The sequence below is a fragment of the Klenkia terrae genome, assembly GCF_900491935.1.
GTDB classification, from domain to species: Bacteria; Actinomycetota; Actinomycetes; order Mycobacteriales; family Geodermatophilaceae; genus Klenkia; species Klenkia terrae.
This window is the reverse complement of sequence record NZ_UEXK01000004.1, coordinates 4,673,596-4,693,720: the sequence shown is the minus strand read 5'-3', so window position 1 is coordinate 4,693,720 and position 20,125 is coordinate 4,673,596. Positions and strand designations below refer to the sequence as shown.

18 protein-coding genes are annotated in these 20,125 nt (G+C 75.8%); 8 read left to right on the top strand and 10 right to left on the bottom strand.

Annotated elements, in window-relative coordinates:
* Positions 1-43: 43 nt before the first annotated feature.
* The 3 genes from LFA75_RS23280 to LFA75_RS23270 are packed head-to-tail and all read right to left on the bottom strand — an operon-like array spanning position 44 to position 5,625.
* The gene (locus LFA75_RS23280; RefSeq protein WP_225235950.1) at positions 44-448 is read right to left on the bottom strand and encodes a hypothetical protein; all 405 of its coding nucleotides are present in this window, start codon (positions 446-448) and stop codon (positions 44-46) included.
* The gene (locus tag LFA75_RS23275) at positions 445-3,216 is read right to left on the bottom strand and encodes a cation-translocating P-type ATPase (protein WP_225235949.1); all 2,772 of its coding nucleotides are present in this window, start codon (positions 3,214-3,216) and stop codon (positions 445-447) included. Before LFA75_RS23275 ends, LFA75_RS23280 begins: the two co-directional genes overlap by 4 nt.
* Positions 3,217-3,219: 3 nt before the next feature.
* Complete coding sequence (locus tag LFA75_RS23270; protein ID WP_225235948.1) at positions 3,220-5,625, bottom strand: phosphoketolase family protein; 2,406 nt, start codon at positions 5,623-5,625, stop codon at positions 3,220-3,222.
* Positions 5,626-5,798: 173 nt separating this feature from the next.
* Here LFA75_RS23270 and mgtA point away from each other — a divergent pair, with 173 nt between their 5' ends.
* Positions 5,799-8,402 (top strand): magnesium-translocating P-type ATPase, encoded by a 2,604-nt coding sequence (mgtA, locus tag LFA75_RS23265; protein ID WP_225235947.1) that lies wholly within the window; start codon positions 5,799-5,801, stop codon positions 8,400-8,402.
* 68 nt (positions 8,403-8,470) lie between these two features.
* Here mgtA and LFA75_RS23260 read toward each other — a convergent pair whose 3' ends face one another.
* From LFA75_RS23260 to LFA75_RS23250, 3 genes are read right to left on the bottom strand one after another with little or no spacing between them, the layout of a single operon-like run.
* Positions 8,471-9,499, bottom strand: a complete 1,029-nt coding sequence (locus LFA75_RS23260; protein ID WP_225235946.1) for a lysylphosphatidylglycerol synthase domain-containing protein — start codon at positions 9,497-9,499, stop codon at positions 8,471-8,473.
* 8 nt (positions 9,500-9,507) lie between these two features.
* Positions 9,508-10,107: a flavodoxin domain-containing protein gene (locus LFA75_RS23255; RefSeq protein ID WP_225235945.1), complete on the bottom strand. Its 600-nt coding sequence runs from the start codon at positions 10,105-10,107 to the stop codon at positions 9,508-9,510.
* Between the two features lie 38 nt (positions 10,108-10,145).
* On the bottom strand, positions 10,146-10,979 hold the full coding sequence (locus tag LFA75_RS23250) for a nitroreductase family protein (protein ID WP_225235944.1): 834 nt from the start codon (positions 10,977-10,979) through the stop codon (positions 10,146-10,148).
* Between the two features lie 205 nt (positions 10,980-11,184).
* Between LFA75_RS23250 and LFA75_RS23245 the strand changes: the two genes are divergently transcribed.
* Genes LFA75_RS23245 through LFA75_RS23235 form a run of 3 tightly spaced genes read left to right on the top strand, consistent with a single transcriptional unit; the run spans position 11,185 to position 13,098 of the window.
* Positions 11,185-12,204, top strand: a complete 1,020-nt coding sequence (locus tag LFA75_RS23245) for a universal stress protein (RefSeq protein ID WP_225235943.1) — start codon at positions 11,185-11,187, stop codon at positions 12,202-12,204.
* 31 nt (positions 12,205-12,235) lie between these two features.
* Entirely contained in the window at positions 12,236-12,529 is a 294-nt protein-coding gene (locus tag LFA75_RS23240) for a hypothetical protein (RefSeq protein ID WP_225235942.1), read from the top strand.
* Positions 12,530-12,540: 11 nt separating this feature from the next.
* Positions 12,541-13,098 (top strand): hypothetical protein, encoded by a 558-nt coding sequence (locus tag LFA75_RS23235; protein WP_225235941.1) that lies wholly within the window; start codon positions 12,541-12,543, stop codon positions 13,096-13,098.
* On the opposite strand, the gene LFA75_RS23230 is transcribed toward LFA75_RS23235, so the two are convergent.
* A complete protein-coding gene (locus LFA75_RS23230; RefSeq protein ID WP_225235940.1) occupies positions 13,099-13,638 on the bottom strand; it encodes a hypothetical protein in 540 nt (179 codons plus the stop codon). It lies immediately after the preceding gene.
* Positions 13,639-13,964: 326 nt separating this feature from the next.
* Here LFA75_RS23230 and LFA75_RS23225 point away from each other — a divergent pair, with 326 nt between their 5' ends.
* The 4 genes from LFA75_RS23225 (at position 13,965) to LFA75_RS23210 (ending at position 17,505) form a co-directional block, all read left to right on the top strand.
* Positions 13,965-14,258, top strand: coding sequence for a DUF4342 domain-containing protein (locus tag LFA75_RS23225; RefSeq protein WP_225235939.1), 294 nt, complete (start codon positions 13,965-13,967; stop codon positions 14,256-14,258).
* Positions 14,255-15,250, top strand: a complete 996-nt coding sequence (locus tag LFA75_RS23220; protein ID WP_225235938.1) for a universal stress protein — start codon at positions 14,255-14,257, stop codon at positions 15,248-15,250. Before LFA75_RS23225 ends, LFA75_RS23220 begins: the two co-directional genes overlap by 4 nt.
* Positions 15,251-15,360: 110 nt before the next feature.
* Entirely contained in the window at positions 15,361-15,831 is a 471-nt protein-coding gene (locus LFA75_RS23215; protein ID WP_225235937.1) for a universal stress protein, read from the top strand.
* A gap of 12 nt (positions 15,832-15,843) precedes the next feature.
* Positions 15,844-17,505, top strand: coding sequence for a GAF domain-containing sensor histidine kinase (locus tag LFA75_RS23210; protein WP_225235936.1), 1,662 nt, complete (start codon positions 15,844-15,846; stop codon positions 17,503-17,505).
* Here the strand turns inward: LFA75_RS23210 and LFA75_RS23205 are convergent.
* The 3 genes from LFA75_RS23205 to LFA75_RS23195 are packed head-to-tail and all read right to left on the bottom strand — an operon-like array spanning position 17,491 to position 20,068.
* Positions 17,491-18,165, bottom strand: coding sequence for a response regulator transcription factor (locus tag LFA75_RS23205; RefSeq protein ID WP_318250060.1), 675 nt, complete (start codon positions 18,163-18,165; stop codon positions 17,491-17,493). The two genes, LFA75_RS23210 and LFA75_RS23205, sit on opposite strands and share 15 nt — an antisense overlap.
* A gap of 41 nt (positions 18,166-18,206) precedes the next feature.
* A complete protein-coding gene (locus LFA75_RS23200; RefSeq protein WP_225235935.1) occupies positions 18,207-19,070 on the bottom strand; it encodes a universal stress protein in 864 nt (287 codons plus the stop codon).
* 44 nt (positions 19,071-19,114) lie between these two features.
* Positions 19,115-20,068, bottom strand: coding sequence for a universal stress protein (locus LFA75_RS23195; RefSeq protein WP_225235934.1), 954 nt, complete (start codon positions 20,066-20,068; stop codon positions 19,115-19,117).
* Positions 20,069-20,125 lie beyond the last annotated feature (57 nt).

Here is a 20,125-nt window from a genome sequence, read left to right as displayed (position 1 = left end):
CACGGTTCCTCCTGCCGGGTCGTCGTGGTGGGTGGGACCCCGCTCAGGTGACGTGCCCCTCGACGAGGCAGGTCGCACCGGCGACGTGGGTGCTGGTCACCGTGAGGTGATCGTGCAGCGCGGCGACGAGGTCGCTCTCCTCGTGCGGGACGGTGGCCAGCACCCGCTGCCGGGGCACCAGGGCCGCGTGGGAGAAGGCGGTGCGGAGCAGCTCGGCGCGTGTGTCGGCGGTGAGCGAGTGGCTGGCCACCCAAAAGCGGAGCACGACCTGCGGGCCCGGGACGACGTCGGCCTGCGCCACGGTCACCCCGCCGCTGACCACGGTCACCTGGTCGGGGCCGGTGAGGGTGACGCTGCTGGTGGGGGCGGACTCACCGGTGGCGAGGGAGTCGGTCGCCCGGGTGCGGGGATCGGTCCAGCGGTGTCGGTCGTCGGTCTGCCGGGTCATGTGCTCGAGGCTGCCGGGCGGGCCGCCGGCCCGGGAGGGTCCGACGTCCCGACCCGGACGCCGTTCGGCCCGCGGTCGGCTCGCCGCCGACCCCGCACGTGCTCGTCGACGGCGACGACGGCCCACGCGACGGTCGCCAGGACCGCGATGCGCAGCCAGGTGCCGGCGTCGACGGGGGCGGTCTGGAACAGGTCGTTCATGGCCGGCAGGTAGGTGATGGCGAGCTGGGCGACCACCTGCAGCAGCACGCCGCCGACGAGCCACCGGTTGGTCAGCAGCCCGACCCGCCACGACGGGCCGACGAGGGACCGGCAGCTGAAGAGGTAGAGCACCTGCACCGCGACGAACAGGTCCATCGCCGCGGTGCGGGCCTCAGGCAGCGTGGCCCCGGCGTCGACCTGCTGCTGGAAGAGGTACCAGGTGCCGGCGACGAGGACCGCGGAGACCAGCAGCACCCGGGACACCAGGGACGCGGTCAGCAACGGTGTACCCGGGCGGCGCGGTGGGCGCGTCATGGTGTCGGCCCCGTGCGGCTCGAAGGCCAGCGTCAGCCCGAGGAGGACGGCGGTGGTCATGTTGATCCACAGGATCTGCGTGGGCAGGATCGGCAGTGCCGTCCCGAGGACGATCGCCACCAGGATGACCAGGCCCTCGGCCGCGTTGGTGGGCAGCGTCCACACGATGAACTTCGAGATGTTGTCGAAGACGCCGCGGCCCTCCTCGACCGCGGCCTCGACGGTGCCGAAGTCGTCGTCGGCGAGCACGACGTCGGCGGCCTCCTTGGCGACCTCGGTGCCGCCGCGCCCCATGGCCACGCCGATGTCGGCCTGGCGCAGGGCCGGGGCGTCGTTCACCCCGTCACCGGTCATCGCGACGACGGCGCCGGCGTCCTGGAGGGACTGCACCAGCCGCAGCTTCTGCTCGGGGGACACCCGGGCGAACACCGCGGCCCGGCCGACGGCCCCGTCGAAGGCGGTCGGAGAGGACGCGGTCAGGGCGGTCAGGTCGGCGCCGGTCAGCACGTCGCCGTCCGACCGTGCCCGGAGGATGCCCACCTGGACGGCGATGGCCGTCGCGGTCGCGGCGTGGTCGCCGGTGATCATCACGACCCGGATGCCTGCCGTGCGGCAGCTGGTGACGGCGTGCACCGCGGAGGCGCGCGGGGGGTCCAGCATGGCCTGCAGGCCGGTGAACACCAGGCTCCCCGGCAGGTCGACCTCGGCCAGCCGGTGGTCGGCGTCCACCGTCAGCGCGGCGGTGGCCAGCACCCGCAGGCCGGCCGCGGCCAGCCGGTCGGACTCCCGCGCGATGCCGGCGACGTCGAGGGGCACCCGGTCGCCGTCGGGCCCGAGCTGGGACCCACAGAGGGCCAGGACCGCCTCGACGCCGCCCTTGGCCAGCACCACCCGGTGGTCGCCGTGGTCGTGCAGGGTGGCCATGTAGCGGCGTCCGGAGCTGAACAGGACGACGTCCACCCGCGGGAAGTCCTCCGTGTCGATCCCGGCCTTGCCGGCCGAGACCAGGAGGGCGCCCTCCGTGGGGTCGCCCACGACCTCGGTTCCCCCGCCGTCGGGCCGGCGGCGCAGCACCGCGTCGTTGCAGGCGGCCCCGGCCAGCAGCGTCCAGCGCAGCGCCTCGGGCACGGCCGTACCCAGCAGCACGGTGCCCGCGGGATCGAGCACGTCCCCGGTGGGCGCGTACCCCGAACCGGTCACCTCGTGGTCACCGGCGCAGGTCCAGACCACCCGGACGGTCATCTGGTTCTCGGTGAGCGTGCCGGTCTTGTCGGTGCAGATGACCGTCGTGCTGCCCAGGGTCTCCACCGCGGGCAGCTGCCGGACGACGGCCCGGCGCTTCGCCATCCGGGCGGCGCCGATGGCAAGGGTGACGGTGACTGCGGCGGGCAGCCCCTCCGGGATGGCACCCACGGCGAGCGCGACGGCCGAGGTGACGACCTCCCCGGCGTCCAGGCCACGGAGGACGCCGACCACCGAGGTCGCCGCGGCCAGGCCGAGGATGACCACCGTGAGGATCCCGCTGAAGCGACCGAGCTGACGGGTGAGCGGGGTCTCGAGCGACACGACCCCGCTGACCAGGCCGTCGATGCCGCCGAGCTCGGTGTCGGCGCCGGTCGCCGTGACCACGCAGGCACCGGCCCCGGCGGTGACCAGGCTGCCGGCGAACACCGTGTTCCGCTGGTCGGCGGCGGCCGTGCCGACCGCGAGGACCGCGGGGTCCTTGGCCACCGGTGCGGACTCACCGGTCAAGGCCGACTCGTCGACCCGCAGCTCCCGGGAGCGGAGCAGTCGGCCGTCGGCCGGGACGGCGTCCCCGGCCTCCACCAGCACCAGGTCCCCGACGACGAGGTCGGCCGACGGCACCGAGCGGGTGGCCCCGTCCCGCACCACCCGGGCGTCCGTGAACACCAGGTCCTGCAGCGCCCGCAGCGCGGACTGCGCCCGGGCCTCCTGCACGTACCCGACGACCGTGTTGGCCAGGACCACACCGAGCACGACGACGGCGTCCACGTACTCGCCGAGCGCGAGGGTGACCGTGCCCGCGACGAGCAGCACGACCACCAGCGGGTTGGACAGCTGGCGCAGCACCCGCACGAACCGGCTGTCGGGCGCAGTGCTGGGCAGCAGGTTCGGACCGTCCGCGGCGAGCCGCCGGGCTGCCTCGGCCACCGGCAGGCCCCGCTCGGCGTCGGTGCCGAGCTCGCCGACCACGTCTTCGGCCGACTGGGCACTGCGCAGGGAGACGCCCACCGGTCAGCCGGTCCAGGTCCAGTCGCGCACCTCGGGGAGGTCCTCGAAGTGCTCGCGCACGTACGCGTGGTGCCGGGCGAGCTGGTCGCGGCACGTCGCGGCCAGCTCGTCGGCGCCGGCGAGGCCCGACGGGGCGTGGGCGAGGGCGAGCAGCACGAGGTGGTACCGGCTCATCCGGTTGAGCACCACCATGTCGAAGGGCGTCGTCGTCGTCCCCTGCTCCTCGAACCCGCGCACGTGGAAGCGGGCGGTGCCCGGCCGGCCGTGCAGCAGCTGGTGCACGGCCCGCGGGTAGCCGTGGAAGGCCACCACCACGTCGGCGGTGTCGGTGAACAGCCGGCGGAAGTGGTCGGCGGAGAAGCCGTGCGGGTGCACGTCGGACGGGAGGAGGCCCATCAGGTCGACCACGTTGACCACCCGCAGCGCCAGGTCGGGCACGCCGTGCCGGAGCAGCTCGGCAGCGGCCAGCACCTCCAGCGTGGGCACGTCCCCGGCCGCCGCGAGGACGACGTCCGGGTCGCCGGTGACGCGCTCGGTCCCGGCCCAGTCCCACACCGACGCACCGGCCGCGCAGTGCGCCTCGGCCTCAGCCAGGGTCAGGTACTGCAGGTGCTGCTGCTTGTCGGCCACGACCAGGTTGACGTGGTCGGTGCTCTGCAGGCAGTGCCGGGCGATCGAGAGAAGGCAGTTGGCGTCCGGCGGCAGCCAGACCCGCACCACCTGGGGCGACAGCGGCAGCACCGTGTCGATCAGCCCGGGGCCCTGGTGGCTGAAGCCGTTGTGGTCGTTGCGCCAGCAGGTGCTGGTCAGCAGGATCGTCAGGCTGGACACCGGCTCCCGCCACGGCACCTCGGCCGCGTGCTGCAGCCACTTCACGTGCTGCACCACCATCGAGGCGCTGACCATGGCGAAGGCCTCGTAGGTGGCGAACAGCCCGTGCCGGCCAGACAGCAGGTAGCCCTCCAGCCACCCCTCGCAGAGGTGCTCGCTGAGCACCTCCATCACCCGGCCGTGCGGGGAGAGGTGGTCGTCGGTGGGCAGCACCTGCGCCTGCAGGCAGCGGTCGGTCACCTCGAACACCGACTGCAGCCGGTTGCTGGCGGTCTCGTCGGGGCTGAAGAGCCGGAACGTCCCGCCGCCGTCGGGCGTCGTCGTCCGTCGGTAGATCTCGGCGAGCAGCTCGCCGAGGGGGTGCGTGGTCTCCGCCGAGACGGTCCCGGGGGAGGGGACGTCGAGGGCGTAGCCGGCCAGCGCCGGGAGGTCCAGTGGACGACGGAGCCGGCCACCGTTGGCGTACGGCGTGGACCCCATCCGCAGGTCGCCGACCGGTGCGAGCCCGGCGAGCTCGGGGGCCAGCCGGCCGCCGGGGAACTGCTGGTCGGGCTCGTAGCTGCGCAGCCAGGTCTCCAGCAGCGCGAGGTGTGCGTCGTCGGTCTGCACCCCCGACAGCGGCACCTGGTGGGCGCGGAAGGTGCCCTGCACCTGGACGCCGTCCACGACGTCCGGGCCGGTCCAGCCCTTGGGGGTGCGCAGCACGATCGCCGGCCACCCCGGGCGGAGGTCGTCCCCGCCGCTGCGGGCGTGGTCCTGGATCTGCCTGATCCGGGCGTGCGCGTCGGTCAGAGCGGCCTGCAGGTCGGTGAACACCAGCCGGGGGTCGTCGCCGGCGACCACCACCGGCGCCCACCCCTGGCTCCGCAGGTACCCGCAGACCTCCTCGTCGGAGGAGCGGCCCCACACGGTGGCCCCGCTGATCTTGTAGCCGTTGAGGTGCAGCACCGGCAGCACCGCGCCGTCCCGGCGGGCGTCCAGGAACGCCGGGACCTTCCAGGACCCGGACAGCGGGCCGGTCTCGGCCTCGCCGTCGCCGACCACGCAGGCGACCAGCAGGTCGGGGTGGTCGAAGGCGGCCCCGGCGGCGTGCACCAGGGCGTACCCGAGCTCGCCGCCCTCGTGGATCGACCCCGGGGTGGGGACGCCGACGTGGCTCGGGATGCCGCCGGGGGTGGAGAACTGCCGGAACAGCGCCCGGACGCCGGCCGCGTCGGGCCCGACGGCGGGGTAGAGCTCGCTGTAGGTGCCCTCCAGCCAGGTGGCGGCGACCAGCGCCGGCCCGCCGTGGCCCGGTCCCGTGACGTACAGGACCTCCTGCCCCGTGCGTCGGATCAGCCGGTTCAGCTGCACGTACAGGGCGGCGAGGCCGGGGGAGGTGCCCCAGTGGCCCAGCAGTCGCGGCTTGACGTCGGCGTGGGTGAGCGGGCGCTGCAGCAAAGCGTTCTCGGTGAGGTAGATCTGCCCGACCGTCAGGTAGTTGGCCGCGGCCCACCAGCGGAGGTCCAGCTCGAGCTCCTCGACCGGGTAGTGGTCGACGGGTGCGAGTGCGGCGGGCACGGCGGTGGCGGCGGGCATCCCTCGACCGTGCCCGATGCCGTCCAGGGGCGACGGGGTCGCAGGTCCCGCACCCGTGGGTCGTCCGGCATGCGTCGGCAGCCGGGGTGGGGTCGGAGGGCACTGGTCCGCCGGGGCGCGGGCTCCCAACCTGGGGAGCGGTCGTCACCCGCCGACGGCCGCGAGGAGCGTCGATGACCGCACTGGCACCCCCCGTCCCGCGCGCCCCCGCCACGGCCGTGGCCGATGCCGCGACCTGGGACACCGTCTCGACCCTGCGCGCGATGCACGTCGACGCCGCCGTCGGGGTGACCGACGACCTCGCGGGGCGGCTGGCCCGGTCCGGGCCGAACGCGGTCACCTCGCACCGGGCCCGGGTGCTGCCCGCGCTGGGGCACCAGCTGGCATCACCCCTGCTGGGTCTGCTCGTCGTGGCCGCCGTGGTGTCCGCCGCGGTCGGTGAGCGCGGCGGGGCGGCGACGATCGCGGTGGTCGTGGTGCTGTCGGTGGGCCTGGGCTTCGGCAACGAGTACCGGGCGGAGAGGGCGGCGCAGGCGCTGCACGACCAGGTGCACCACACCACCGTCGTGCTGCGCGACGGCCGTCGGCAGGAGGTCGACGTGACCGGGCTGGTACCCGGGGACCTCGTCGACATCGCGCTCGGGGACGTCGTGCCGGCCGACCTCCGCCTGCTCGACGTGACCGGCCTGGAGTGCGACGAGTCCGTGCTGACCGGGGAGTCGGTGCCGGCGATCAAGGACACCGGGACGGTGCCGGCCGGGACGCCGCTGGCCGAGCTGACCGGGTGCGCCCTGATGGGCACCGTCGTCGCTGCCGGGAGCGGGCACGGCATCGTGGTCGCCACCGGCGCCGCCACCGAGTTCGGCGGTGTCGCGGTCGGCCTGGACACCCACCCGCTGGACACGCGCTTCCAGGTCGGCCTGCGCAGCTTCTCGGTGCTGCTGGCCTGGGTCGCCGTCGTGCTGACGACCGCGGTGCTGGTGGTCAACGTCGCCCTCGGCCGCCCGCTGCTGGACGCGGTGCTGTTCTCCCTGGCCATCGCCGTCGGCATCACCCCGCAGCTGCTCCCCGCGGTGGTGTCCAGCAGCCTGGCTGCCGGGTCGCGGCGGCTGAGCAGACGGCACGTGCTGGTGAAGCGACTGGTCTGCATCGAGGACCTCGGTGATGTCGACGTCCTCCTCACCGACAAGACCGGCACCCTCACCGAGGGCCGCCCGGTGTTCCTGCGCGCCGTCCCGACCGGCGACGACCGCCCCGAGGACGTGCTCCGCTGGGGGCTGCGGGCCACGGAGACCACCGACGGCACCGGGGGCAACGCCCTGGACCGGGCGCTGCGGGCGGCCGAGCCGGCCGGGTCCGACGACGCCGTCCGGCTGGCGCTGCTGCCCTTCGACCACGAGCGGCGGCTGGTCTCGGCCCTCGTGCGCACCGCCGACGGCACCTGCGTGGTGGTGACCAAGGGCGCGCCCGAGGCGGTGCTGGACCGCTGCGTCGACGTCCCCTCCGGGGTGGCCCACGCCCTGGCCGCGGAGTTCGCGGCCGGCAACCGGGTCGTCGCCGTCGCCACCCGGACGGTGCCGGGCGGCCACGCGTTGACCGTCGACGACGAGCACGGCCTCACGGTGCGCGGCCTGCTGGTGGCCAGCGACCCGCCCAAGGACGACGCCGCGGACGCGCTCAGCCGGCTGGCCGACCTCGGTATCACGGTGAAGGTGGTCACCGGGGACGCCGCGCCCGTCGCCGTGCACGTCTGCCGGCAGCTCGGCCTCGGCGACACCGTGCTCACCGGCGCGGACCTGGCGGTGCTCGACGACGACGAGCTGGCCGCAGCGCTGGCCACCACCAGCGTGTTCGCCCGGGTCAGCCCGCAGGACAAGGCCCGCATCGTCGCCGTGCAGCGCCGTACCGGCGGGGGAGTGGCGTTCCTCGGCGACGGGGTCAACGACGCGCTGGCCCTGCACGGCGCCGACGTCGGGATCTCCGTGGAGTCTGCGACCGACGTGGCCAAGGACGCCGCCGACGTGATCCTGCTGGAGAAGGACCTGGGCGTGCTGGCCGACGGCGTCACCGAGGGGCGGCGGATCTTCGTCAACACCATCAAGTACGTGCTGATGGGCACCTCGAGCAACGTCGGGAACATGGCCTCGGCGGCCGGGGCGTCGCTGTTCCTGGGCTTCCTGCCGATGCTGCCCAGCCAGATCCTGCTCAACAACCTGCTCTACGACACCAGCCAGCTGGCCATCCCCACCGACCGGGCCGACGACGAGCAGGTCCGGCGGCCGGCGCACTGGGACATCGCCTTCATCCGGCGCTTCATGCTGGTCTTCGGCCCACTGAGCTCGCTGTTCGACGCGCTGACCTTCGTCGTCCTGCTGACCGTGCTGCACGCCGGGCCGACGGAGTTCCGCACCGGCTGGTTCGTGGAGTCCCTGGCCACCCAGACCCTGGTCGTCCTGGCGATCCGCACCCGCCGGGTGCCGTTCTGGCGCAGCCGGCCCTCCCTGCCGCTGGTGCTGGCCGCCGTCGGCGTCGTCGCGGTCGGGGCGGTGCTGCCGGCGACGCCGCTGGCCCGCTCGCTGGGCTTCACTCCGCTGCCGGCCGTCTACTACCTGGTGCTGGTCGGGTTCGTCGTCGGCTACCTGCTGCTCATCGAGGTCGGCAAGGCCGCGTTCTACGCCACCGCGAGCCGGGCGACCGCCGTCCGGCCGCGCGACCCGCACCGGCACCTCCGCCGCCGGGCAGCCCGGTTCTCCGTCGTCCACCGCTCCACCCGGTGACCGACGTCCTCGCCGGCGCGTGGACGGGCCGGTCGGTGCGGCGACGGGCGACGAGGACGGGACGCGGTTCAGGGGCCGGCGACAGCCACCCGCCCGAGGCCGTGGCGCCACAGCACCCAGGCCGCCAGCCCGAGCGGGATGGACACGAACCAGGTCAGGAAGCGGAAGACCAGCACGGCCCCCGCCGCCTCGCCGGCGCCGACCCCGACCGCGGTGAGCCCGGCGACGTAGCTGAGCTCGGCGACGCCGAGGGCGCCGGGGGTGACGGGCAGGATCGTGACCAGCCGGGTCACCGAGAAGACCGCCAGCGCCACCACCCAGGGCAGTTGGGAGGCTGCTCCGCCGATCGTGCGCAGGCACGCCAGCAGGACGAGGAACAAGGCGACGTGGCTGCCCAGCGCGGCCAGGCTCAGCCGCCCCCAGCGGTGTCGCAACAGCTCCAGGGAATCCACCCGGAACCGGTCCAGGCGTTCGGCCCAGGCGGTGGGTGCGGTGCGTCCGACCCGGCCGGCGGCCCACCCGGCCAACCGCTGGGCCCCGCCCGCGAGACGGTCGCCGGACCGCCGGTGGGTCAGCGCGGCCACCAGGACGCCGACGCCGGCCAGCAGGGCGGCACCGCCCAGGACCGCCGCCACCGCGAGCCCACCGGATGGGTGGCCGACCAGCAGGACTCCGGCCAGGGAGAGCACCGGCATCGTCAGCTTGACCAGGCTGTTCCAGATGCCGGTGAGCCCGATGGAACGCGTGGTCACGGCGGGCGAGAAGCCGAACGAGGAGAACATGGCCGCCGTGGTGCCCACGCCGAAGGCGAACCCGACGGGCACGGCGTTGGCGACGGCGGTCGACGCCTGGTCGGCCAGCAGCGCGCGCCCCCAGGTGAGGCCCGGCGCGGAGGCCACCCACAGCGGGGCGAACGACACCAGGTTGACCACCCCGACGACGGTCAGCAGCACCACCTCGGACCCGGTCAGGGACGTCACGAGCCCCCAGGCCTGCCCGTAGTCCGCCACCTGGGGCATGACCCCGGCGAAGACGACGACGACGACCGCGACGGTCAGCGCGAGCCGGCCCACCTGCCCGCCGAGGAGGTGCCGCACGGTGGACGTCAGCCCGGCCCGGGGACCGCGGCGGCTGACTCCCGGGGGGCAAGACCGGCCACGTCCTCGGCGATCTCCGCTGCCCAGCTCCCGACGGCCGGCCAGTCGCGGAAGTCGCCGGTCGGTGCGCGCATCGCGATGACCACGGCCAGCTCCTCGGGGCCCAGCAGGTCCTCGTGGAGCCGGCCGGGGAAGACCCGGTGTGACCGTGCCCCGACCACGGCGGCGAGCGGTTCGACGTCGTACGGGTCGGCAGGGGGGAACGGCCGCGGGCCGATGGGGCCGCTGCTGAACAGCCACACCGGCAGCCCGCGCAGGCCGGAGGCGTGCTCGGTGGCGTAGTGCCGGGCCGACTCGAGCCAGCGGCCCGCGTAGACGGCGCTGCCCAGCACCACCGCGTCGAACAGCGCGGGATCGGGTTGCCGCTCGACCGGGATCGCCACCGCGCGCAGCCCGCACCGCAGTCCTGCGGGGGAGACCTGCAGCAGGTGGACGAGGCGGTCGGCGATGCCCGCGGTGGCGCCGTGCCTGCTGGCGGTCGCGACCAGCACGTGCGGCCCGGCGGACCGGTTCGGGACCAGCAGTTCAGCCGCACGGCTGGCGTGCACCAGGGCCGGTCCTGATCGCCCCACGGCGACCGGGAGCGTCACGCCTGCCCCGTGCTCCGCTGCAGCGGTGCCGGGCCGACCCGCAGGATGCTCTGCGGCCATCGTCGGCCGGTCAGCACGCCGCGCAGCTCGTCGCGGGTGGGCCGGTCCTGGACGGCCTGGCTGAAGGGGGTGGCGACCCACTCGGCGCGCGCGACCTCGAGCAGGACCCGGTGGAGAGCCTCGCCGGCCCGCAACCACGCCAGCTCGTCGTCCCGCGCGGTGGTCAGCACAACCACGGTGGCCTCGGCGCCGTCCCGGACGGTGGCCGGCCGCGCACCCCCAGCCACCTCCGTCGGTCCGGGGCCGAGTCGGTGAAGATCGGCCCGCCCGACGGGCGCCAATTCGGCGTCCTCGGCGAGCGCCGCCGCACGGAAGAGCGCGATGTCGGCCAGGCCTGCGGCGCCGGGCCCGAAGCGGGGGCGGTCGGTGTCGCGCAGGCCGAGCAGGTCCACCAGCGGGGCGATCCCGCCGTCGGGCGGCCCGGCGACGAGGTCCACGACGGCGAGCAGGTCGGGGTCGGCCGCGTCGGGGCACCGGCGGGTGCTGGTCGCCCAGCCGGCGGCCGCCAGGGCGACCCGCATGGTGAACAGGGCGGCACCCACGCTCTGCACCAGCGCGCGGCCGGTCGGGTCGAGCGCCGTGAGCTGCCGGCCCCGGTCGGCCCGGACGTCGATGCGACGTGGCCGGTCGACCGGGTGCAGCCGGAGGGACCACGGCCGGCTGGTGTGCAGCGACGGTGCCAGGACGGCCCGGTGGACGGCGTCGGTCAGTGCCTGCGCGGCGTCGCGGCCGGGGGGCGGGGCCGTGCTGGTGTGCGTGGGCTGGGCCATCGGTGCTCCTGGCGTGGGGAGCCCCCAGCCTCTGCCGGATCCGGTCGCCGGGACCGGGTCGGCGGTCCCGGGGCGGCTGCCGAAGGTCCCTCCCGAGGGACGTTCGACCCGCGGTCCGGGGTCCGACGGCCGCGTCCGGCCACGCGCCCGGGGACGACGATGCAGGTACCGGCCGGCCCGGCCGGGACCCGACCGAGGAGCACCCGTGGCTGCAGCACCCCGACACCGGCACGCCGACCCCACCACCGACCTGGTGACGCCGCCGCAGGTGCTCGTCGGGGTGGACGGGTCGACCGGCTCGCGCGCCGCGGTGCGCTGGGCGCTGCACTGGGCGGCTCGGCACGCGGCCGAGGTGCAGGTGGTCGCGGCGTACCCGGCGGTGGGCTCGATGGGGTGGCTGGCGATGGGTGAGGTGACCGATCTGAGCGCCCTGGACGCCCTGCACGACGACACCTGGTCGGCGGCCCGGGAGACGGTGGACCAGGTCCGCGAGGAGGACGCCGCCCTCCTCTCCGTCCCGGTCGCGATCCACGTCGAGCCGGGACCGCCGGCCGAGCTGCTCGTCCACCGCTCCCACGATGCGGATCTGATGGTGGTCGGCACCCGGGGCCGGGGATACGCGGCCAGTGCGGTGCTGGGGTCGGTGGCCCTGCACTGCGTGAGCTCGTCGGCCTGCCCGGTGGTGGTGGTGCCCGAGCCCGGTGGCTGGGCCGATCCCGGCCCGGGGACGGTCGTCGTCGCCGGGGTCGACGGGTCGGAGCGCTCGGCCGCCGCCGTCGCCTGGGCGATGGAGGAAGCCGGCCCCCGAGGTCAGGTCACCGCTGTCCGGGCCTACGGGGTGGCCGACCTGTGGTTCGACCAGTACGCAGCCGTCGCCCCGACCCCGGCCGAGCGGGACGCCGCCGAGCTGGCTGCGCTGGAGCAGGGCCTGACCACGCTGCTGCAGGCCACGCGTGGGGAGCATGCCGACGTGCACCGGCTCGCGGTCGGGGGCGAGGCCGGTCCGGCGCTGGTCGACCAGGCGGCAGGTGCCGACCTGCTCGTGGTCGCCAGCCGAGGTCGAGGCGAGTTCCGGGGTCTGCTGCTGGGGTCGGTGGCTCTCCACTGCGTCCTGCACGCACCGTGCCCCGTGCTCGTCGTCCGCCCGACGAACCGGTCCTGGGCTCCGGGGCGGCTGCGGGCCGACGGCGTCGTCGGCGCTGTCGGCGCCGGAGCCCCCGGATGACGCGCCACCCCACCGGGCCGGGTGCACCTCCATGAGGCGGGTCCGCACCCGGCGCCGCCCCGGACCGGCCCGGCGCACGACGGCACAGCCGTCCGCCGACACCGGGGCCGCGGCCCGTGCCTGGTGCGGACCCGGGCACGGCCTGGAGTGGACGTCGCCCCCCGGTGAGGTGCCGGCCGGCCTGGTCGAGTTGTCCACCGCCGTGGACGGGGAGTGGTCGTACCGTCTGGCCCTGCACCCGGTGACCCAGCATCCGGCGCGCGACCACCAGGGCCGCCTGGTCTACCTCCCGGTGGCCCGGCTGCCCGCCGACCCGCTGCCGTGACGGGTGAGGGCGTGGACCTGTTCTGGCTCCCGCTGGGCGCAGGCGGCTGGTCGGTGCGCCGCAACGGCCGCGTCCTGGAGGCAGTCACCTCCCGGCTGGCCGGGCGACCGGCGCAGGCCCTGGTGCACTCGGCGCTGGTCGTGCGCCGTGCGGGTGTTCGATCGGTGATCGAGATGGGGCCGGTCTGGAACGTGCCCGGCACGCCCGCGGAGCGCGGCAGCGTGGGCACCGGTGCGGTCGGGATCCGCTGGCTGGGCCGCAGCCGCTGGTTCCGGTACGAGGTGAGGTGCTGGCCGGGTGGGGTGCTGCCCGACGAGGCCGAGGCGTTGGGGGGCCCGCGACCGACGACGGCCGACCCCGCGCTCGTCCTGCGCGCCGTCCGCACCGTGCCGTTCCCGACCTGGGGCCGCGACGACCTGTGCACCGGCGGCGTCTGGAACTCGAACTCCCTGACCTCGTGGCTGCTGGGCCGCTGCGGCCAGGACACCGAGCTGGTCCGCCCGCCGTCGGGCTGCCGCGCGCCGGGTTGGGACGCGGGCCTCGTGCTGGCCTCGCGGCAAGCGCACTGATCACCCCGCCGAGGCTGCCCGCCGGGCGATCCCGCGCAGCATCGTCGCCTCCATCAGCAGGTGCACCGGCTCCAGCAGCGGTGGCACGGCGAGCCCGACCACCCGCGGGGACCAGGCCGCCCGCACCCGGACGACGAGTCGACTGCCGTGCGGGCGGGGCGCCAGCACGAAAGCCCAGGTCCAGTCCAACCGGGCCCGGTCGCCGACGGCGCTGGGGGTGCCGTGCACCGGGTCCATCGCCATCTGCAGCACCAGGGCCCGGGGTGCGTCCACGACGACCGCGGTCAGTGCTGTCCCCGGGCCCAGCGGGACCGGGTCGCCCACCGCCAGGCCCTGGAACCTGGGGAGGACGCCGTCGGCGGACCCACCCTCGGCGAAGTCGCCGGCACCGACGAGCCGTTCCAGGGCGTCCAGGCTGTACCACCCGGCGCGCTGCCAGCCCAGCTGCACGAGGAGGGGCCACACCCGTTCCACCGGGGCGGCGATCGTGACGCCGCGCGTGGTCTGCCACCGGGCCGGCACCAGGTCGTCGCCGGGCACGGGGGCCAGTGCCGGTACGGGGGTCGCTCCCCAGGTCTGCAACCGGGGTCGGACCAGGCCCGCCCAGGCCGCCGAGGCACCCGGGGCCGGCGCGAGCCGGATCACCTGCCGCGACCGAGCAGCGGCCGGCCCGATGGCAGCGGGAGCGCAGCCGGAGGAGCGGCGGGTGGCGACGCACGGGGCAGGACCACCTGGTCAGTCTGCGTCGTCGGCGGCGCATGGGGAGGTGCCGCAGTCCCGGACCGTGCGGGCCTTCCGGCACTGGTGCCGCACGAGCGTCCGCGGGCCACTGGAGCAGCCACATCCAGCGATCCGAGGGAGCAGACGTGACCACCACCGACAGCCCGGCCCCACCGACCGGTACGGCCTCCGAGACCCTGAGGGTGAAGGGCGAGGTCCTCGCCGAGCGGGTGGGTGCACTCCTGCACCAGGGCAACGTCCGCCGCGTCGTGGTCAAGGACAAGGCAGGCAACACCGTCATCGAGGTCCCGGTCACCGCGGCTGCTGCCCTCGCCGTGCTGGCCCCGGTGGTGACGGGGGTCGCGGCGTTCGCCGCGCTGGCCGCCGACTGGCACGACGACGTCCACCGGCACGCGGCCCCCTCCCTGGCGGAGCAGTGACCTCGACGCCCGGTACCGACCCGGGCCGGCCCCGCGTCGTCATCGGCGTGGACGACTCGCCCGGTGCGCGGGCGGCCCTGGCCTGGGGTCTCCCCGAGGCGGCCCGCCGCGGGGCGTGCGTCCAGGTGGTCACCTCGTTCCCCGTCGACTACTACACGGCCGGCTCGTACATGGCCGCCGCGTTCCCGTTCGAGGAGATCCGGCAGGAGACGGCCCGGCAGACCGGGCGTCTGCTGGAGGAGGTCACCGCCGAGCTCGTCGCCGCCGGGGTGACGGGGATCGAGGAGCTCCCGGTCGAGGTGCTCGCCGTGGCCGGCTCCCCGGCCATCGACCTGGTCGAGCGGTCCCGCGGGGCCGCACTGCTGGTCGTGGGCAGCCGCGGCCGGACCGCGATCCGCAGCCTTCTGCTGGGCTCGGTGTCGTTGCACTGCGCCGGGCACGCGCACTCCCCGTTCGTCGTCGTCCCGGCCTCGGTCACCCCCGCCCCGCGCGCGGCCCGCCGCAGGGTGGTCGTCGGCGTCGACGGCTCGCCCACCTCGGCTGCTGCACTGCTCGCCGCGATCGCGGCGGCCGGACGCGTCGACGCGGTGGTGGACGTCGTCGTGGCCTTCGACGACGGGCTGGCCCGGACCAGTTCCGTGGTGTCGCCACCGCCGGCCGCGGACCTGCAGCGTCGAGCAGCAGCAGGTGCCGACCGCGTGCTGGTCGAGGTGCGGGCGGCCGCGGCCGAGGCGGATCTGCCGGAGGTGCCGGTGCAGCTGCACGTGCTGGCCGAGCAGCCCGGTCAGGCGCTCGTGGCCCGGGCGGCCGGTGCCTCCCTGCTCGTGGTCGGCAGCCACGGCGCCGGCCAGCTGATGGGGATGGTGCTGGGCTCGGTGGCGCTGCACTGCGCCCTGCACGCCCCGTGCCCGGTGCTGCTGCAGCGCGTGGGCGACCGCCCGGGGGTCGGGCACGTGACCCACCCGCACCTGGCGGCCACCGTCCCGGTCTGAGCGGCCGGCCGCGCACACGGGTGGGACCTCGGACCCTGGCGCCGGCGTCCCCCCGGGACGAGGATCGGCGCCGGGCCCTGGCCGGGGCCGGACGCGATCCGAGGAGACCCGTGGGCGACGTACGTGAGCATGCCGAGGTCACCGGCGGGATGGTCGTGGGGCACGACGGCTCGGCCGGCGCGCAGGAGGCGCTGACCTGGGCGCTGCGCGTGGCGGCGCGGGGGCACTGGCCGGTGCACGTGGTGCGGGCGTGGTCGCTGACCACCGCGCCGAGCCCGGCCGCGGCGACCGGCGGCTTCATCCCCCCGATGGAGGAGTGGGAGCAGGCGGTCGCCGACCAGCTCCGGCAGCACGTGGCCGAGGTGGCCGCCGCCGGGGTCGACGTGACCAGCCACGTGGTGCACGCACCGCCGTCCCGGGCGCTGGTGGAGGCCTCCGACGCGGCCGACCTGGTCGTCGTCGGCGCGCGCGGGCAGGGTGGGTTCCGCGGACTGCTGCTGGGTTCGGTCAGCAACCAGGTCGTCGAGCACGCGCACTGCCCGGTGACGGTCGTGCGCGCGGGGACCGGCACCCCCGGGTGACCCGTCCGACCGATGCCTGACGACGCCAGGACCAGCCCGGACGTCGACGTCCGGCTGGCGGCGCTCGCCCGGGCGCAGCACCGGCTCCGCAGCCTGCTCACGGCCTTCCTCGACGTCCAGGAGGGGGTCGACCTCGACGACACCCTGCACCGGGTGGTCGAGGTCGCGGTCGACCTGGTGGACGCGCGGTACGGGGCGTTGGGCGTGCTGGACCCCGGCGGCGGGCTCGCCCGGTTCATCCACGCCGGGCTCGACGACGAGGCCGTCGCCCGGATCGGGTCCCTCCCGCAGGGCCTGGGGGTCCTGGGCCAGCTGGTGACGAGTCCGGTGCCGTTGCGGACCGCCGAGCTCGGTGCGCACCCGGCCTCGGTGGGGATGCCGCCCGGCCACCCGCCCATGCGGACGTTCCTCGGGGTCCCCGTCGCCGTCCGGGGCGAGGTGTACGGGAACCTGTACCTGACCGAGAAGCACGGCGGGCCGTTCACCGCCGAGGACGAGGAGCTGGTCACGGCCCTGGCCGGGGCCGCGGGCATCGCCGTCGACAACGCCCGGCAGCTCGCCGACGAGCAGGAGCGGCGGCGCTGGGCCGAGGCGGCGCACGCCGTCCGCGAGCAGCTGCTCGGGGGTGCGGCACCGGAGCAGGTGCTGCGGCTGATCACCGACGCGGTCCGCGAGCTGACCGACGCCGACGCCGTCCACCTCATGGCGCCCCTCGACAGCCCCAGGACCTGGACGACCCGGGCCCAGAGCGGACCCGGGCTGGCCGACATGACCGGTGTCCCCCTCACCCCGGAGTCCTCTGCCGTGGTGGAGGCGCTGGTCCGTGCCGAGGGCGCCGAACCCGTCGTCCAGGACCTGGGTGGCCGGCCCTGGGGCGACCCGGCCGACGGTGTCGACTGGGGCCCGCTGCTCGGTGCCACGCTGCACACCGCCGACGGCAGCGAGGCCGTGCTGGTGGTGGCCCGGCGGACCGGGTCGCGGCCCTTCGGCCTCGGGTTGGTCCCGCTCCTCCGGTCCTTCACCGACCAGGCGGCGCTGGCCCTGGACATGGCCGCACGGCAGCGGCTGGCTCGCAGCCTGGACCTCTACGCCGACCGCGACCGCATCGCCCGCGACCTGCACGACAACGTGATCCAGCGGTTGTTCGCCGCCGGGCTGACGCTGCAGGCGACGCTGCCGCAGCTGGCTGCCGACCGGGCCCGCCAGCCCGTCCTCGACGTGGTCGAGCAGCTCGACGTGGTCATCCGGGACATCCGCTCCACCATCTTCGACTTGAACACCAGCGCCGGGGACAACCGGGACTCCAGCCTCCGCCGTCGCGTCCTGGACGCCCTCACCGAGTCCGCCGGGACCCTGACCACCAGCCTGCGCACCGTGGGCCCGGTCGACGCCCTCGTCACCGCGCCGCTGGCCGCCGACATCGAGGCCGTCGTGCGCGAGGCGGTCTCCAACGTGACCCGGCACGCCGCAGCCCGGTCGGTGACGGTGACCGTGGCGGTCGGCGCCGAGGTGGTCGTGGAGGTGGTCGACGACGGGACCGGGGTGGCCGCATCCGCCCCGCGCAGCGGGCTGGCCAACCTCGCGGCACGCGCCCGGGCGCGCGGGGGCGCCTTCGACCTGTTCCCCGTGGCCACCGGCGGCACCCGGCTGCGCTGGAGCTCACCGCTGGGGTGAGGCCGCCCGCAGCTCGGTGGCCAGGATGGCGACCTGGGTGCGGCGCTCCATGCCCAACTTGGCCAGCAGGTGGGAGACGTAGTTCTTCACCGTCTTCTCGGCGAGGAACATCCGCGCCCCGATCTGGCGGTTCGTCAGACCCTCGCCGATGAGGTCGAGCACCGTGCGTTCCTGCTCGGACAGCTGGTCGACCGGTCCGGCGGCCGCCGGGGGGCGACGCATCCGGGCCAGGACCGCGGCCGTGGCAGCCGGGTCCAGGAGCGAGCCACCGGCGGCCACGGTGCGCACGGCGGCGACCAGGTCCTGGCCGAGGATCTGCTTGAGCAGGTAGCCCGAGGCGCCGGCCAGGATGGCGCTGAAGAGCGCCTCGTCGTCGCTGAAGCTGGTCAGCATCAGCACGCGCAGCCCGGACACGGTCGAGAGGAGGTCACGGCAGACGGTGACGCCGTCGCCGTCGGGGAGGCGCACGTCGAGGACCGCGACGTCGGGCCGCAGCGCCGGGATCCGCACCATGGCGTCGTGCGCGGTGCTGCCCTCGCCCACGACCTCGATGCCGGGGTCGGTGGCGAGGACCGCGGCGATCCCGCGCCGGACCACCTCGTGGTCGTCGAGCAGGAAGACCCGCACCGGCCCCGTGCGCTCCGCGGCACCCGCGGTCACGGGTGCGTCGTCCCTCGTGCGGTCCGCCTCATCGTCCGAACCTAGGCCCTGCCGGCCGCCGCCGGCAGGGCCGGAGGTCCCACCCCGTCGGGGTCGTCCGGCCGGTCCGCCGGTGGAGCGGAACGTTCCACGGCCACCAGGAGCAGGGAGCACGGGGCCCGCAGCAGCAGGGTCGTCCCGGTGCCTGAGGACCGCCGCTCGGCGGAGGAGGGACGGCGCCCGAGCACGAGCAGCTGGGCCCCGTCCGCGGCGTCGAGCAGCAGGGAACCCGCTCCCTCGTGCCGGACCTGGAGGTGCACGACGAGACCGGGCCGGGGCAGCTGCGCGCGCGACACGAGGCCCTCGAGCAGGGCGCGCTCGGCGTCCAGGATGCCCGAGCCCGGCCGACGCGAGGTCCTCCCGTGCACCACGTGCAGGACCGCGCCGCGCGCCACGGCCTCGTCGGCGGCGGCGTCCAGCAGCTCCTCGGTGCCCGGCAGGCAGTCCACCCCCACCACGACGCCACCGGCCGGACGAGGACCCCGCCGGTGGAGGAGGACGGGGGAGCGCGCCCGCCGGACCACCAGGTCGATCACCGAGCCCAGCCCCCGACCCGCTGCGTGCTCACCGAGCACGACGCGTTCGGCCGTCCTGGACGCCTCGACCAGCTCGTCCCCGGCCCGCCCGCGCCGCACCACGGCGGTGACGGCGAGGTCGGGCGCGACCGCGACGAGCTCGCGCCGCAGGACGTCGAGCTCGCCGGCGGCGGTGTGCAGGGCGACCCCGCTGCCGCGCTCGTCCACCGGGTCCTCACTGGGGAGGGCTAGCACCCGGACCAGCTCGAGGCGTGCGCCCAGCTGGCGGGCGGTCCGGGCCGCCGCGTGGGCCGCTGCACCCGATGCGGGCGACCCGTCGACGGCCGCCACGACCGGGTGCGGTGGCGGGGGGCGGGACACGGCCGGCGACGGGGTCACGCAGGCACCGGGACGTCGGCCGTGGTGGCCAGCGGGACGACCAGCACCGGGCACCCGGCCCGCTGGGACACCTGCCGGGTCGTGGCCCGCATCTCGTGGTCCGGGGAGAGCTCGGGCCGGCCCACGACGACCAGCTCCGCGGTGTGGCTGGCCCAGACCAGGACCTTGCCCGCTCGGCCGCCGACGACCGCGGCGTCGACGGCGGGGACGTCGGACCGCAGTCGCAGGGCGCCGACCAGCTCGGCGACGACGGCCTGCTCGGCGGTGGTCGTCGTCGCGGGGTCCAGCCGCCACTTGACGGGGGTGCCGGCGTCCTCGGTGAGCTGGGGCCAGGTGTGCAGCACCTTCAGCGTGGTGGCCCGGAGGCGCGCCTCGGCGGCAGCGGCATCCAGCAGCTGCGCGCTGCCGGGTCCTCCGTCGATGCCCACGACGACCCCTCGGTGGGGTTCGCCGAGGGCGGGCTCGTGCCGGTGCACGAGGACGGGGCAGGACGCCCCCCGGACGACCCCGGCGGCGATGGACCCGAGCGTCTCGCCGCTGCTCCAGGCCTGGCCGTGGGCGCCCACGACCAGCAGGTCGAGGTCCTGCGAGCGGGCGCGGAGGACGTGCACCGGGTCGCCGTCGACCACCTCCCCGGTGATCCGGTCGACGGGGAGCCACTGGGCCAGGCGGGCCACGAGCCAGCGGACCTGCAGCTCGGCTGCCGCCCGGGTCGCCGACCGGCCGTCCAGGTCCGGCGGGAGCCCGGCGATGCCGGCCTCCGGCCAGTCGACGACCCGCAGCACGCACAGGGTCGCCCCCCGTGCCGCGGCCGCCTCGGCTGCGGCCCGCGCGGCGGCGTCGGCGCCGTCCGAGCCGTCGACCCCGACCAGGACCTGGCCCCTATAAACATCTGACGCCGCCGACGATAACCCTTGCGGCGCCCTCGCAGGTAGCGGCGCCGACCACACAAACACCACAAGTCAGACCGGTGGTNGTTGTCCCCCGGTCCGGCCGGTCGCCACGCC